Annotated in this window: 11 protein-coding genes and 1 tRNA gene; 10 read left to right on the forward strand and 2 right to left on the reverse strand. The window is 75.0% G+C overall.

Annotated elements, in window-relative coordinates:
* Positions 1 to 29 precede the first annotated feature (29 nt).
* The 6 genes from AB0L45_RS21160 to AB0L45_RS21185 all read left to right on the forward strand — a co-directional run bounded on the left by AB0L45_RS21160 (position 30) and on the right by AB0L45_RS21185 (position 9,836).
* A complete protein-coding gene (locus AB0L45_RS21160) occupies positions 30 to 890 on the forward strand; it encodes a MetQ/NlpA family ABC transporter substrate-binding protein (protein ID WP_365842058.1) in 861 nt (286 codons plus the stop codon).
* A gap of 192 nt (positions 891 to 1,082) precedes the next feature.
* Entirely contained in the window at positions 1,083 to 1,718 is a 636-nt protein-coding gene (locus AB0L45_RS21165; protein WP_365842060.1) for a GNAT family N-acetyltransferase, read from the forward strand.
* 260 nt (positions 1,719 to 1,978) lie between these two features.
* Positions 1,979 to 3,193 (forward strand): precorrin-6y C5,15-methyltransferase (decarboxylating) subunit CbiE, encoded by a 1,215-nt coding sequence (gene cbiE, locus AB0L45_RS21170; RefSeq protein WP_365842062.1) that lies wholly within the window; start codon positions 1,979 to 1,981, stop codon positions 3,191 to 3,193.
* 237 nt (positions 3,194 to 3,430) lie between these two features.
* The gene (cobT, locus tag AB0L45_RS21175; RefSeq protein WP_365842064.1) at positions 3,431 to 7,528 is read left to right on the forward strand and encodes a nicotinate-nucleotide--dimethylbenzimidazole phosphoribosyltransferase; all 4,098 of its coding nucleotides are present in this window, start codon (positions 3,431 to 3,433) and stop codon (positions 7,526 to 7,528) included.
* A gap of 215 nt (positions 7,529 to 7,743) precedes the next feature.
* The gene (gene cobA / locus AB0L45_RS21180) at positions 7,744 to 8,967 is read left to right on the forward strand and encodes a uroporphyrinogen-III C-methyltransferase (protein ID WP_365842066.1); all 1,224 of its coding nucleotides are present in this window, start codon (positions 7,744 to 7,746) and stop codon (positions 8,965 to 8,967) included.
* A 35-nt stretch (positions 8,968 to 9,002) separates the two neighbouring features.
* Entirely contained in the window at positions 9,003 to 9,836 is an 834-nt protein-coding gene (locus AB0L45_RS21185; protein WP_365842068.1) for an RNA methyltransferase, read from the forward strand.
* Here the strand turns inward: AB0L45_RS21185 and AB0L45_RS21190 are convergent.
* Positions 9,826 to 11,307, reverse strand: coding sequence for a protein kinase (locus AB0L45_RS21190; RefSeq protein ID WP_365842070.1), 1,482 nt, complete (start codon positions 11,305 to 11,307; stop codon positions 9,826 to 9,828). The genes AB0L45_RS21185 and AB0L45_RS21190 overlap by 11 nt on opposite strands.
* A gap of 197 nt (positions 11,308 to 11,504) precedes the next feature.
* Here AB0L45_RS21190 and AB0L45_RS21195 point away from each other — a divergent pair, with 197 nt between their 5' ends.
* From AB0L45_RS21195 to AB0L45_RS21210, 4 genes are all read left to right on the forward strand, one after another.
* Positions 11,505 to 11,747 (forward strand): hypothetical protein, encoded by a 243-nt coding sequence (locus tag AB0L45_RS21195; RefSeq protein ID WP_365842072.1) that lies wholly within the window; start codon positions 11,505 to 11,507, stop codon positions 11,745 to 11,747.
* Between the two features lie 219 nt (positions 11,748 to 11,966).
* Positions 11,967 to 12,173 carry a hypothetical protein gene (locus tag AB0L45_RS21200; RefSeq protein ID WP_365842074.1) on the forward strand — a complete coding sequence of 69 codons (207 nt, stop codon included), beginning with the start codon at positions 11,967 to 11,969 and terminating at the stop codon, positions 12,171 to 12,173.
* Positions 12,174 to 12,386: 213 nt separating this feature from the next.
* A complete protein-coding gene (locus tag AB0L45_RS21205) occupies positions 12,387 to 13,475 on the forward strand; it encodes an aminoglycoside phosphotransferase family protein (RefSeq protein WP_365842076.1) in 1,089 nt (362 codons plus the stop codon).
* 70 nt (positions 13,476 to 13,545) lie between these two features.
* Positions 13,546 to 13,833 carry a zf-TFIIB domain-containing protein gene (locus AB0L45_RS21210; RefSeq protein WP_365842078.1) on the forward strand — a complete coding sequence of 96 codons (288 nt, stop codon included), beginning with the start codon at positions 13,546 to 13,548 and terminating at the stop codon, positions 13,831 to 13,833.
* Between the two features lie 74 nt (positions 13,834 to 13,907).
* On the opposite strand, the gene AB0L45_RS21215 is transcribed toward AB0L45_RS21210, so the two are convergent.
* A tRNA-Val gene (locus AB0L45_RS21215) sits at positions 13,908 to 13,979 on the reverse strand.
* Positions 13,980 to 14,010: the final 31 nt, after the last annotated feature.

Here is a 14,010-nt window from a genome sequence, read left to right on the forward strand (position 1 = left end):
ACCGAGAAACCGAGATAGGGGCACTCTTCGTGCGTACCACCCGCAACATCACCGTGGCCGCCGTGGCCGCGGCAGCCGTCGCCCTCGGCGCGAGCGCCTGCAGCGCGCCCTCCGACGTGTCCTCCTCCGGGGGCAAGAAGGCGGACAGCAGCGCGCCGCTGACCGTCGCCGCCAGCCCGACCCCGCACGGGGCGATCCTCAACTTCGTCAAGGACAAGCTCGCGGCGAAGGAAGGCCTCACGCTGGAGGTCAAGGAGTTCAACGACTACAACCTGCCGAACAAGGTCACCGAGGACGGCCAGGTCGACGCGAACTTCTTCCAGCACAAGCCGTTCCTGGACACCTACAACCAGAAGAACGGCACCCACATCGTGCCGGTCGTCAACGTCGCGATCGAGCCGCTCGGCGTGTACTCGAAGAAGGTCAAGAAGCTCTCCGAGCTGACCGCCGGCAACACCGTCTCCGTGCCGAACGACCCCTCCAACGAGGGCCGCGCGCTCAAGCTGCTCGCCGACAACGGCGTCATCACCCTCAAGAAGGGCGTCGGCTCGGACGCGAAGCTGACCGACGTCGAGGACGCCAAGGGCATCAAGCTCACCGAGCTGGAGGCCGGCCAGATCGCACCGCGCCTGGCCGACGTGGACGCCGCCGTGATCAACGGCAACTTCGCCATCGGCGCCCAGCTCAAGCCCTCCACCGACGCGCTCGCCCTGGAGAAGGCCGAGGGCAACCCGTACGCCAACTTCCTGGCCGTCAAGAAGGGCAACGAGGACGACCCGCGGGTCAAGAAGCTGGCGAAGTTGCTGAACTCGCCCGAGGTGAAGAAGTTCATCGAGGACAAGTACAAGGACGGCTCGGTCATCCCCGCCTTCGGCGCTCCGCAGAGCTGACCGCCGTCACTCCAGGTCAGCACCGTACGGACGGCTGAGCCGTACGACGACGGGCCCCGGGCGCGCGCCGTGCGCCGCCGGGGCCCGCGTGCGTGGCACATCCCCGGTCGGATGCTGCATCCTGGTGCACTCAAGACGGTCAACAGGGCCCGAACTTCGGAGCAGCACGGTCAACGGCGTTGGAGCAGCGGCATGACATCCACCTTTCCGGACATCTCCATCAGCACGGATCGGTTGGTGCTTCGCCCGTTCGAAGAGGCCGACGTGCCCGCGCTCACCGAGATGATGAACGACGAGCTGACCGCGGCCTGGACCGCGCGGCCGCACCCGTACACCACCGAGACCGCCCGTGACTGGGCCACCCGCCGCTCCGCCGCGGTCCGCACCGAAGGCCGCGGCATCGCCTTCGCCGTCACCGAATTCCTCACCCAGCGGCTGGTCGGCACGATCGAACTCGACCACACCGACTGGCGCATCCTGAGCACCGAGATCGCCTACGTCACCGCCCCCTGGGCACGCGGCGAGGGCTACGCCTCCGAATCCGTGCTCGCCGTCGCGCAGTGGCTCTTCCGGGACCAGAAGTTCGAACGGGTCGAGCTGCGCACCGCCGCCGACAACACCGCCGCCCAGCAAGTCGCCCAGAAGGTCGGCTGCATCAGCGAGGGCGTGCTGCGCAACGCCTGGATAGCCCGCTCGCGCACCGAGGACGGCGGCTGGACGGACATCCGTACGGACCTCATCGTCTGGAGCCTGCTGCCCGAGGACCTCGACGGGGTACCGGGCCGGATGGCCGACGCCAACGGCTTCGCCTATCCCGAGTGGAACTGAGTCCCGCGGCCACAGCCACCGGCCGGACCCGGGCTGCCCGGCCGCAACCACCGGCCGGACGTGGGCTGCCCGGCCGGAAGCACCGGCCCGCTTCGCTGTGGTCCGTACCTCTCGGGGTAGTCTCGGCCTGCCCGCAGCACTCCGGCACCGGCTGACCGCTGCCGCGTGAGCCGTCCGGCACGTGCGCCGCGTGGTCCCCAGTCCTGCTCCCGTACCGCCCAGTCCTGTTCCGTCCAGCGAAGCCCAGGAGACTGACGACGATGGCCGACCGGGTCACGGTGATCGGGTGGGACGGTTCGCCGTTGACCGCCGCCGCCCGCTCCGCCCTCGGCGCGGCGACCCTCGTGGCCGGCGCCGCCCACCACCTCGCCCTCCCCGAAGTCCCCCCGCACGCCGAACACATCCGGCTGGGCAGCGTGGGCCTGGCCGCCCGCCGCATCGCCCAGCACCGCGGCACCGCCGTGGTGCTCGCCGACGGCGACCCCGGCTTCTTCGGCGTCGTACGGACCCTGCGGGCACCCGAGCACGGCCTGGAGGTCGAGGTGGTGCCCGCCGTCTCGTCCGTCGCGGCGGCCTTCGCCCGCGCCGGGATGCCCTGGGACGACGCCCAGATCGTCGTCGCCCACAGCCGCGACCTGCGGCGGGCCGTCAATGTCTGCCGCGCGCACACCAAGGTCGCGGTGCTTACCGCGCCCGGCGCCGGCCCCGCCGAACTCGCCCTCCTGCTGGACGGCGTGCACCGCACCTTCGTCATCTGCGAGGAACTGGGCACCGCGCGTGAGCAGGTGACGGTCCTCACCTCCGACAAGGTCGCCGACCACGTGTGGCGCGACCCCAACGTCGTCATCGTCGTCGGCGGGGCCAACGCCGCCACCCAGGGCAGCGGCTGGCTGGCCGGGCGCGACGTCGCCTACCCGGCGCAGCCGCGCGGCTGGGGACTGCCCGCACAGGCGTACGGCGGCGTCCTGGACGAAGGCGAATCCGTCCAGCTGCGGAGCGCCCAGCTCGCCCGCCTCGGGCCCCGGCCCGGCGACCTCCTCTGGGACATCGGCTCGGGCAGCGGCGCCGCCGCCGTCGAGGCCGCGCGCTTCGGGGCCGCCGTCATCGCCGTCGACGCCGACCCGGACGCCTGCGGGCGCACCGCCGCGGTCGCCCGCCGGTACGGCGTCCAGCTCCAGGTCGTACCGGGCCGCGCGCCCCAGGTGCTGGAGGACCTGCCGGAACCGGACGTCGTACGGGTCGGCGGCGGGGGAGCGGCGGTGGTCACCGCCTGCGCCGCCCGCCGGCCCGAGCGCATCGTGACGCACGCGTCGACCCGCGACGAGGCCGAGGCGATCGGCCGCGCGCTGGCCGACGGCGGGTACGAGACCGAGTGCGCGCTGCTCCAGTCCGTCGAACTGGACACCTCCGCCTGGGTCGAGCGGGAACGCGCCGTCGTCTTCCTGCTCAGCGGCTACCGGGTTGCTCACCCGTGACCGGGCTCGCAACCGGCGCGGGGTAGGCTGGCGGATCGTTGCGCCGCCGCCCCACGTTCGGTTTCGTACGCCAATATCCGGAACATGCTGTGGTTTTGGCCGTAAATGAAGCACTCAAGGGCGGACGTGCCGCGAGGCGCGCTCGCTCGTTCTAGCTATAGGGGCGGTCGGCGCGCCGCGGTGGAGCGCGTCGCACGAGCGGTTGGAAGGAGCACTACCAATGGGCGAGGGGTACGCATGACCGACACCGGCCAGGTCCCGGGCGAGGGGCAGCCGGAGAACGCAGGCGGACAGCCCGGACAGCCGCAGCCGGCGGCCGTTCCCTCCCCTGCCGATGCCGGCCCGACGCAGCCGCCGGGGATGCCCCAGGCGCCCGACACGTACACCTTCCTGGACCCGGCGGACGCGGGCGCCGAGGACGACGACCTGCTGCTGATGCCGGGGGCCCAGGGCGCGTGGGGGAGCGAGCAGCAGCACCACCAGCCGCAGTTCCCGCAGCAGACCCAGCCGCCGCAGGCGCAGCCCCAGCAGACCGTGCCCGGGCAGGCGGGCCCGTACGACTCCGCGCCGCACGGCGCCATGGCGTACGAGCCCGCGCCGCAGGAGCCCGGCGACCACGAGAGCGGCGGCCGCGACTCCGCCTCCGTCGACCTGGGCGGCGTACGCGCGACGCCGCCCGCCGCGCCGCAGCAGGCCCCCGCGCCGCCGCGCCGCCCCCTGCACATGGGCCCGCCGGTCCCCGACGCGACCGGCGGCGTGGTCCGCTCGCTCGCCGACCGCGGCCCGGCCGGCGCCCCGCCGAACACCCCGGTGCGCGGCACCCCCGGCCCGCCGACGACCGGCCCCGAGTACCTGGACGTCGAGGAGGGCGCGCAGCAGGCGGAGGCTCCCGCCGCCGCGCCCGCCGAACAGCAGGCGCCCGCCGAGGCGTACGCGGCCCCCGGCACGGCACCGCTCCCCGGACCGCAGCTCGGCCAGATCCCCGCCCAGGCGCCGTCCTGGGACAGCGCCCCGGCGCAGGCGGCCCCGGTGGCGCCGGTCGCCGCGCAGGCGGCTGCCGCGATGCAGGCTGGTCCGGATGCGGGCGCGGATGCGGATGCGGATGCGGATGCGGGTGCGGGTGCGAGTGCTCACGCGGGCGCGGCCGAGGCTGCTGGGGCGGCTGAGGCGATGGCTGCTCCTCAGGCTGCTGATGCTTCGGAGGTCGGCGTTGCGCCCGAGGCTGTTGTTGCTTCCGGGGCCGATGACGTTTCCGAGGCTGCCACCGCTCCGGTTGCAGAAACGGTCGATCGCGGTGCTGATGAGGCCGCTGAGGCCGCGGTGGCTGATGTGACGACCGAGGCGACAGAGGTGGCTGAGGCGGTCGAGGCGGTTGAGGCCGCCGAAACGGTCGAGGCGGAGGAGGCGCAGATGGCGGGGGAGGCTGAGGCGGCTGCCCAGGCTTCCCCGGTCGCTCCGGCTGCTCCGGTTGCTCCGGCCGCCCCGGCCCAGCCGGAGGTTGCGCCGGACGGCGCCGGGATGGCGCCGGAGGCGGTCGCGGTGGTGGCTACGGAGGCGACTCCGGGTGTGCCTTCGGAAGCGACTCCGGATGTGACTCCGGGCGTCACTCCGGACGTGACTCCGGAGGGTGCCGCGCCGCAGCCGGTCACCGACGGTGCCGAGCAGGCAGTGCAGGCCGCGCAGCCGGATCCTGCCGTGGAAGCCGGACAGCAGCAGGTACCGGCCGATCAGGGCGCGGCCGAGCCGGCCCCCGACGGCCAGGCCCCGGCCGCCGTCGAGCCCGCGGCTGCCGGTGAGCCCGTACCGGCCGAGCAGTCCGCGGAACCGGCCCAGGCCGAGCCGGGCGCCGGCGGGACGACGCACGCCACGGGCACCGCCGAGGGCGCGCAGCCGGTGGAAGCGGCGCAGGTGCCGCAGCCCATACAGCCCGCCGAGGAGGCACCGGCCGAGGCGTCCGCGGTCACCCCGGAAGCGGTCGCACCGGCCGCCGGGCCGGAGGAGGCCGCCGCCGAGGCCCAGGATGTACCGGCCGCGACTCCTGAGGCCGCCCCTGAGCAGCCCGCGGCCCCCGTGGAGGGTGAGGCCACCGTGCCCGTACCGGAGCAGGACCGGACCGCCGTGCCCGTGGCGGCCGTACCGCAGCAGCCCGCCGCCCAGGCGGAGCAGCCGCAGCCCCAGGCAGCCGAAGCGGAGCAGCCCGCTCCGGTGGCCGAGGAGACTCAGACCCCGGTCCCGACCCCGGCCCCCGAGGCCGTGGTGACCGTCCAGGCCGGAGCGTCGGAGGAGGCCGGTCAGCCGGTCCCGGAGCAGGACGTCTCCGAACTCGTCCAGCTCGGCGACGCCCCGGCCCCCACGGAGGCACCGCAGGCCCAGAACCCCCCGGACACCGAGGCCACCCCGGCTGAAGCCACCCCGGCCGAAGCCCCCCAGGAGCAGCCCGCCGCGGCCGCCACCACCGAGGCCCCGGTCCCGGACGCGCAGCCCGAGCCCGCCACCGGGGAACCCACCCAGGAGCCCGTGCCGGAAGCCGGCACGGACCCCGCCACGGAAGCCGGTCCCGCCACGGAAACCGTCCCGGCCGCCCCGGCCGTCCCCACCACCCCTCCCGCCACCGGTTACGACGACTCCGAGCGGGCCGCCGTGCACCGCGTCATGCGCGAGCGCCGCGACATCCGCAACGGCTTCCGCCCCGACCCCATCCCCAACGAGGTGCTGCTGCGCGTCCTGGAGGCGGCCCACACCGCCCCCAGCGTCGGCCACTCCCAGCCCTGGGACTTCGTCGTCATCCGCTCGCAGGAGACCCGGGAGCGGATGCACCAGCTGGCGACGGCGCAGCGTGACGCGTACGCGAAGTCGCTGCCCAAGGCGCGCGCCAAGCAGTTCCGCGAGCTGAAGATCGAGGCCATCCTCGAAACGCCGGTCAACATCGTGGTGACCGCCGACTCCACCCGCGGCGGCCGGCACACCCTCGGCCGGCACACCCAGCCCCAGATGGCCCCGTACAGCTCCGCCCTCGCGGTGGAGAACCTGTGGCTGGCGGCCCGCGCCGAGGGCCTGGGCGTCGGCTGGGTCAGCTTCTTCGACGAGCGGGAGATGGTCCGCGAGCTGGGCCTGCCCGACCACCTGGAGGTCGTCGCGTACCTCTGCGTCGGGTACGTCGACGAGTTCCCGGACGAGCCCGAGCTGATGCAGGCGGGCTGGGCCAAGCGCCGCCCGCTGTCCTGGGTGGTCCACGAGGAGACGTACGGCCGCCGCGCCCTGCCCGGCGAGGCGCCCGCCGACCTCCTCCAGGAGACCCTGCAAGGCATCCGCCCGCTGGACGCCAAGGCGCTCGGCGAGGCGTGGGAGCGGCAGAAGCGGATGACCAAGCCGGCCGGCGCCCTCGGCATGCTGGAGATCATCTCCGCGCAGCTGTGCGGGCTGTCCCGCAAGTGCCCGCCGCCGATCCCGGAGCCCGCCGCCGTCGCGATCTTCGCGGGCGACCACGGCGTGCACGCGCAGGGCGTCACCCCCTGGCCCCAGGAGGTGACCGCGCAGATGGTCGCCAACTTCCTGGGCGGCGGCGCGGTCTGCAACGCCTTCGCCAACCAGGTGGGCGCCGAGGTCTGCGTCGTGGACGTGGGCGTCGCCGCGGACCTGCCGGCCACCCCCGGCCTGCTGCCGCGCAAGATCCGGCCCGGCACCGCCGACTTCACCGTCGGCCCCGCGATGAGCCACGAGGAGGTGCTGCGCGCCCTCGAAGTGGGCATCGAGACCGCCCGCGACCTGGTGGCCGCCGGGAACAAGGCGCTGATCACCGGCGAGATGGGCATCGCCAACACCACCACCTCGGCCGCCCTGATCTCCGTCTACACCGAGACCGACCCCGCCGAGGTCACCGGCCGCGGCACCGGCATCAACGACGAGACGCACGCCCGCAAGGTCGACGTCGTGCGCCGCGCCCTGGAGCTGCACCGCCCCGACCCCGCCGATCCCATCGGCGTCCTCGCCGCGGTCGGCGGCCTGGAGCACGCGGCGATGGCCGGCCTGATCCTCGGCGGCGCCTCGCTGCGTACGCCGGTCATCCTGGACGGCGTCAGCGCCGGAGCCGCCGCCCTGGTGGCCCGCGCCATCGCGCCCGAGGCGCTGGCCGCCTGCATCGCGGGCCACCGCAGCGCCGAGCCCGGCCACGTCGCCGCGCTCAACAAGCTCGGACTGCGCCCGCTGGTCGACCTGGACCTGCGGCTCGGCGAGGGCACCGGCGCGCTGCTGGCGCTGCCCGTCGTGCAGAGCGCCGCCCGCGCCATGCACGAGGTCGCCACCTTCGACTCCGCCGGAGTCACCGAGAAGAGCTGACCACCGGGCCACCGGCCCTGAGCATGACCCCCGGCCCGCAGCCGCATAGGCTGTGGGCCGGGCCCGTACCCCTCACCAGGTACGGACCTCCGGGGCGGCAGCCGCCCCGCCCTCACCAGCCGCTCCAGCGCCGCAGCGGCGAACGCGTCCCCCGTTCCCCCGCCCGCGAGCGCTGCCGCACGCACAGCGCCACCCGTACAAGGAGCCGTACCGCCATGGCCGAGCACGCCGAACACGCCGCCTACCCCGTCGGACTGCGCCTGTCCGGCCGCCGCGTGGTCGTCCTCGGCGGCGGCCAGGTCGCCCAGCGCCGTCTGCCCTCCCTGGTCGCCGCCGGCGCCGACGTCCTGCTGATCTCCCCGTCCGCCAAGCCGTCCGTCGAGGCCATGGCCGACACCGGCGAGATCCGCTGGGAGCGCCGCCGGTACGCCCCCGGTGACCTGGCCGAAGCCTGGTACGCGCTGATCTCCACCGACGACCCCGAGGCCAACGCGGCCGCCTCCCAGGAGGCCGAGGACCGCCGGGTGTGGTGCGTCCGTTCCGACGACGCCGAGGCCGCCACCGCCTGGACGCCGGCCACCGGCCGCAGCGAGGGCGTCACCGTCGCGGTCCTCACCGGCCGCGACCCGCGCCGCTCCGCCGCCGTACGGGACGCCATCGTCGAGGGCCTGCGCGACGGCACCCTCGCCGCCCCGCACCACCGCGCCCGCGCCACCGGCGTCGCCCTGGTCGGCGGCGGACCCGGCGACCCCGACCTGATCACCGTACGCGGCCGCCGGCTGCTCGCCGAGGCCGACGTGGTCATCGCCGACCGGCTCGGCCCCCGCGACCTGCTCGCCGAACTCCCGCCGCACGTCGAGGTCATCGACGCCGCGAAGATCCCGTACGGCCGGTTCATGGCCCAGGAAGCGATCAACAACGCGCTGATCGAGCACGCCCGCGCCGGGAAGTCCGTGGTCCGCCTCAAGGGCGGCGACCCGTACGTCTTCGGCCGCGGCATGGAGGAGCTCCAGGCCCTCGCCGAGGCCGGCATCCCCTGTACCGTCGTGCCCGGCATCTCCAGCTCCATCAGCGTGCCCTCCGCGGCCGGCATCCCCGTCACCCACCGCGGCGTGGCCCAGGAGTTCACCGTCGTCAGCGGCCATGTCGCCCCCGACGACGAGCGCTCCACCGTCGACTGGTCCGCCCTCGCCCGCCTGCGCGGCACCCTCGTCGTCCTGATGGGCGTCGAGAACAGCGGCGCCATCGCCGCCACGCTCATGGCGCACGGACGCGGCGCCGACACGCCCGTGGCCGTCGTCCAGGAAGGCACCACCGCCGCCCAGCGCCGCGTGGACGCCACCCTCGGCACCCTCGGCGAGACGGTACGGGCCGAAGGCGTCCGGCCGCCCGCCGTCATCGTCATCGGCGACGTCGTGGCCGTGCACCGCACCCACTGACCCACCGCAACCCTTCACCGACAAGGCACCCACCCGTGGCTGACATCATCACCGTCGACGACCCGGACGATCCCCGCCTGAGCGACTACACGGGCCTGACCGACGTCGAACTGCGCCGCCGCCGCGAACCGGCCGAGGGCCTGTTCATCGCGGAGGGCGAGAAGGTCGTCCGGCGCGCCCGGCAGGCCGGATACCTGATGCGCTCGATGCTGCTGTCCGCCAAGTGGGTCGACGTCATGCGGGACGTCATCGACGAGGCCGAGGCCCCGGTGTACGTGGTCGAGCCCGCGCTCGCCGAGCGCGTCACGGGCTATCACGTGCACCGCGGCGCCCTGGCCTCGATGGCCCGCAAGCCCCTGCCGACGGCGTCCGAACTCCTCGCCCGCCCCGGCACCCGCCGTATCGCGGTCATGGAAGCGGTCAACGACCACACCAACATCGGCGCCATCTTCCGCAGCGCGGCCGCACTCGGCATGGACGCCGTCCTGCTCTCCCCGGACTGCGCCGACCCCCTCTACCGCCGTTCGGTGAAGGTCTCCATGGGCGCCGTCTTCGCCGTGCCGTACGCCCGCCTGGAGAGCTGGCCCCGCGACCTGGAGACGGTCCGTGCGGCGGGCTTCCCCCTCCTCGCCCTGACCCCCGACGCCGAGGCCGTTCCCCTGGACGAAGTGGCCCCGCACCGCATGGACCGCGCGGCCCTGATGCTCGGCGCCGAGGGCGACGGCCTCTCCCCGAAGGCACTGCGCGCCGCCGACACCTGGGTCCGCATCCCGATGGCCCACGACGTCGACTCCCTGAACGTGGGAGCCGCGGCGGCGGTGGCGTTCTACGCGGTGACGGCGGGGCGGGGGGACGCGGCTACGGGGTGACGGCGGGACGGGCCCACGCGCCCGCCCCCGCGGCCGAAGACGTCACCCCGGACCGCTCGGCGCCCAGGCCCCGAGCCGGCCCCTGGCACCCCTGCGCCGCCGCGATGCCCAGCGCGACCAGCAGCGTGACCGTGATGAACACAATGATCCGCTGACGCAGCAGCCGCCGGTCGGGTCCGGGCCGACGCCCCCCGGACGACGTCCGCGCCCCCGTACGAGGGCCCGTACGCGGCCCCCGCGCCGGACGCGAACCGTTTCGTCCCGAGGTACGTGCCCCCGGCACGGACGGCCGCCTGCCGCCACGCGACGCCGGCGCGGCACCTCCGGGCGCTCCCGCGTGCGGGCCGCCCGACGGCCCCGGCGCTCCACCACGCGGCGCCTGCGGCCGTGGCGTAGGCGTGTGGGCCGCCCGCCGCTCCGTCCGCTGCCGCGCGTACTCCTCCGCCCGCTTCCCGGTCGGCCGGTCCGCCTGCGGCCGTACGGACCTGGCCCGGGCCGGCGTGCTCCGCTCGGACGACGCGCCACGGTCGGACGGCCCCCGCTCGGCGGCCCCCCGCTCGGACGACGGCCCGCGCCCGCCCCGCCCGCGCCCGCCGGCGCCCGGCACCACCTCGCCACCGGACCCGCCCGGCAGCGACAGCCCCTGGGCCTCCCGCGCGGCGATCTCCTTCAGCCGCAGCGACAGCGACAGCGTGGACGGCCGGTCCGCCGGGTCCTTCGCCAGGCAGGCCGCGAGCAGCGGCGCCAACGCGTCCGGCACGCCGCCCAGGTGCGCCTCCTCATGGACGACGCGGTAGAGCATGACCTCCGAACTGCCCTGGCCGAAGGGCGAGTCCGCCGTACACGCGTACGCGAGCGTCGCGCCGAGCGCGAAGATGTCCGTCGCCGGCGTCACCGCGGCGCCCCGCACCTGCTCCGGCGCGAGGAAGCCGGGCGAGCCGACCGCCGTACCGACGTGCGTGAGCGTGCTCGCGCCGGTGGCCCACGCGATACCGAAGTCGATGATGCGCGGGCCCTTGGGGGAGAGCAGGATGTTGGACGGCTTCAGGTCGCGGTGGACCACGCCCGCGTCGTGCACCGCCAGCAGGCCCTCGGAGAGCGCGGCGCCGATCGAGGCGACCTGCGCCGGGTACAGGGGGCCTTCGTCGTTGACCTTGTCGTGCAGCGACGGGCCGGGGACGTACTGCGTGGCGAACCACGGCCGGTCCGCGTCGAGGTCGGCGGCCACCAGCCGCGCCGTACAGCCCCCGCGGATGCGCCGCGCGGCCGACACCTCGCGGGCGAACCGCGAGCGGAATTCCTGGTCCTCGGCGAGGTCCGGCCGGATGACCTTCAGGGCCACCCGCTGCCCGCGCTTGTCGGAGCCGAGGTAGACCACGCCCATCCCGCCCGCGCCGAGACGCCGGTGCAGCCGGTACGAACCGACGACACGCGGGTCCTCGCGCCGGAGCCGCATCATCGCCATGTCCATCCCCGCTGCCCGGTCCCGTCTGACGTGGCACAGCTTACGGATTGACGGCTCGCTGTGCTGATAGGCCGCGCATGAGTCGGCAGCCGGATTGTCAGTGCCGGGTGGGATCCTGAACAAGCGGGAGGAATCCGGGCGCGGCGCGGCCCGGCCTGCCGTGCGTGCTCCCAATGATCCGTCGCGGAAGGGGGATTGACGCGGTGAAGGGTGACCGAGTCGAGATCGTCGTGGACGCCGGGGACACGACCCGGACGTACGAAGTGGTGGCGAGCAGGGCGGGCCGCAGGGTCGAGACGGCGGTGCGCAGGGGAGTGGTGGAAGTGAGCGAAGTCACCCGGAGCGGCTCGGTGGTGCGCACGGCCCGGTTCATGGCCAGCCGGGTCCTGGCCCTGGTCGAGCACCCCGTTCCGCGGACGGAGGAGTCGGAGGCGGCCGCCGGCTGAGGTGTCCCCTCCGGGATGTCCCGGGGTTCGGGGGAGGCGTCTCCACCCAGGGGAGTACGCGGCGCGGCGTACCGTCATCCTCCTGGAGGCCGCCCAATAGGTACGACGGCATGACGCCAGGGGCCCGCCGGTTGCCTAATGTGGGGTGCAAGCGGCGGGCGAACGCACTCGTCCCCCGAGGTCAGACGCCCGCCGCCCACATTCGACGGGAGCGGGGCGGTGGCAGGGATCTCTGGGCGCACGGTCGTCCGTACGCAAGGGCGCAGGGTCGCCTCGGCGTTCGGCCGGCAGCCCTCAGGTACCCGCCATCCGCTCGTCGCGGTGGCCATGGTGCTGCCGCTGGCGGTCCTGCTCGCCGTGGTGTTCGGCGGCTGGGAGGCCGTCATGACACAGGCGTCGTCCGTGGCCGGAATGCTGGGGCGCTGAGGCGCCCCGGTCCTGGGAGAGCGGCCCGGGACGGGGGATCTTCCGGCCGACTACCCCGTGGGGACGGGGGTGCGGCGGACGGCACGAGTGGCCGGGCATCTGGGGAGATGCCCGGCCATCGGCCTGTCCGGAGCCGACCCGTCGGCCCATCGGCCGGTACGGGCCCGCCCGACCGCGTACGATCCCCGGCGTACCGCTTCGATCGGGGGAGCGATGGGCACACCGGCGGCTCCGCACGGGCCCGCAGCACTGACCGGCCGCCTGGCCCGCCTGGCCGCCGGCCCCGGCCCGGAACCTGCCCGTGACACCGGCCCCGGCCTCGGCCTGGAGCCCGCCCGCGGCCCCGGCACCGGCCCGGTACCCGCCCGCGGCGCCGCCCCCACCCGCCACCCCACCACCGTCCTCGCGGACCGCCCCGACGCCACCGTCGTCCGCTGCGGACATGTCGTGGCCAAGGCCCACGCTCCGGAGTGCGACCCGGGCGGGCTGGCCGTCCGGCTCCGTATCGCCGCGCACCCGGCCCTGCGCGGCATCCTGCTGCCGCCACTGCCGGTCACCGGTTCCGGGGGCCTGCTCACCCTGCTCGACGACGGCCGCCCCGCGACCCGCTGGCCGTACGGCAGCCCCGTCTCCCCGGACGCACCGGACGCCGCCCCCTGGGAGGAGACGGCCCGGCTGCTCGCCCGCCTGCACCGGGTCGCGCCGTCGCGGCTGCCCGGCCCGGTCCCGCCGATGCGCGGCCCGGCGAAGGCCGCCCGCGCCCTGGCCCGTATGCGTGCCGCGACCACCGCACCGGGGGCGGCGGCCGCCCTCCTCAGGGCCGCCACCACCGTCGACCGCGCCTGGTCGCTGCTGCCCCCATGGGCCCGCGACGAGGCCCCGCCGCCCCGCACGGCCGCCCTCTGCCACGGCGACCTGCATCTCGGACAGCTCGTCAGGCACCCGGCCGACGGCGGCCCCTGGCTCCTCATCGACGTCGACGACCTCGGGCTCGGCGACCCGGCATGGGACCTGGCCCGCCCCGCCGCCTGGTTCGCCACCGGGCTGCTGGACCCCGCCGTCTGGTCCCGGTTCCTCGGCGCCTATCGGGCAGCCGGCGGATCCGCGGTACGCCCGTACGGCGACCCCTGGCCGGAGCTGGACGTACCCGCCCGCGCCCTGACGGTCCAGACCGCGGCGCTCGCCGTCGCGAAGGCCGCGACGGCGGGCCGCCCGCTGGACGACGACGAGTGCGCCGTCGTGGCCGCCTGCGGCCGGATGGCTTGCGCAGGACCGGAGTTGGCGGACCGGGCGGAGCCGTAGGGTGAGGACGTCACCGCCGGACGGCCGTTCCGCCAGGCCGCGGCCGCCCTCCCGACAGGAGATGAGCGACATGCAGTGTCCCAAGTGCCACGCGCCGATGCAGACGTACAACCGCAACGGCGTGCAGATCGAGCAGTGCGCCGGGTGCCGGGGGATCTTCCTGGACTACGGGGAGCTGGAGGCGCTGTCCCGTCTGGAGACCCAGTGGGCCCAGCAGGCCCCGCCGCCCCCGCCCGGTCCGCAGGCGTACCCGGCCGCTCCCGCGTGGGGCGCCCCGCACCAAGGTCACTACGGCCACCATGGACACCACGGCCATCACGGGAACCGCGGCTTCGGCCGGATGCTGTTCTCCTCCTGAGCCGGGGCACGCCATCCGTGAGCCGACAACGACCGAGGGCCGGAGCGCAGTGCTCCGGCCCTCGGCCTGACATGTGGACGATACTGGGATTGAACCAGTGACCTCTTCCGTGTCAGGGAAGCGCTCTCCCGCTGAGCTAATCGTCCTCGGGACCGCGGCCAGGAGCCGCGGGGTGCT

The organism is Streptomyces sp. NPDC052496 (genome assembly GCF_040679095.1).
Taxonomy (GTDB): domain Bacteria; phylum Actinomycetota; class Actinomycetes; order Streptomycetales; family Streptomycetaceae; genus Streptomyces.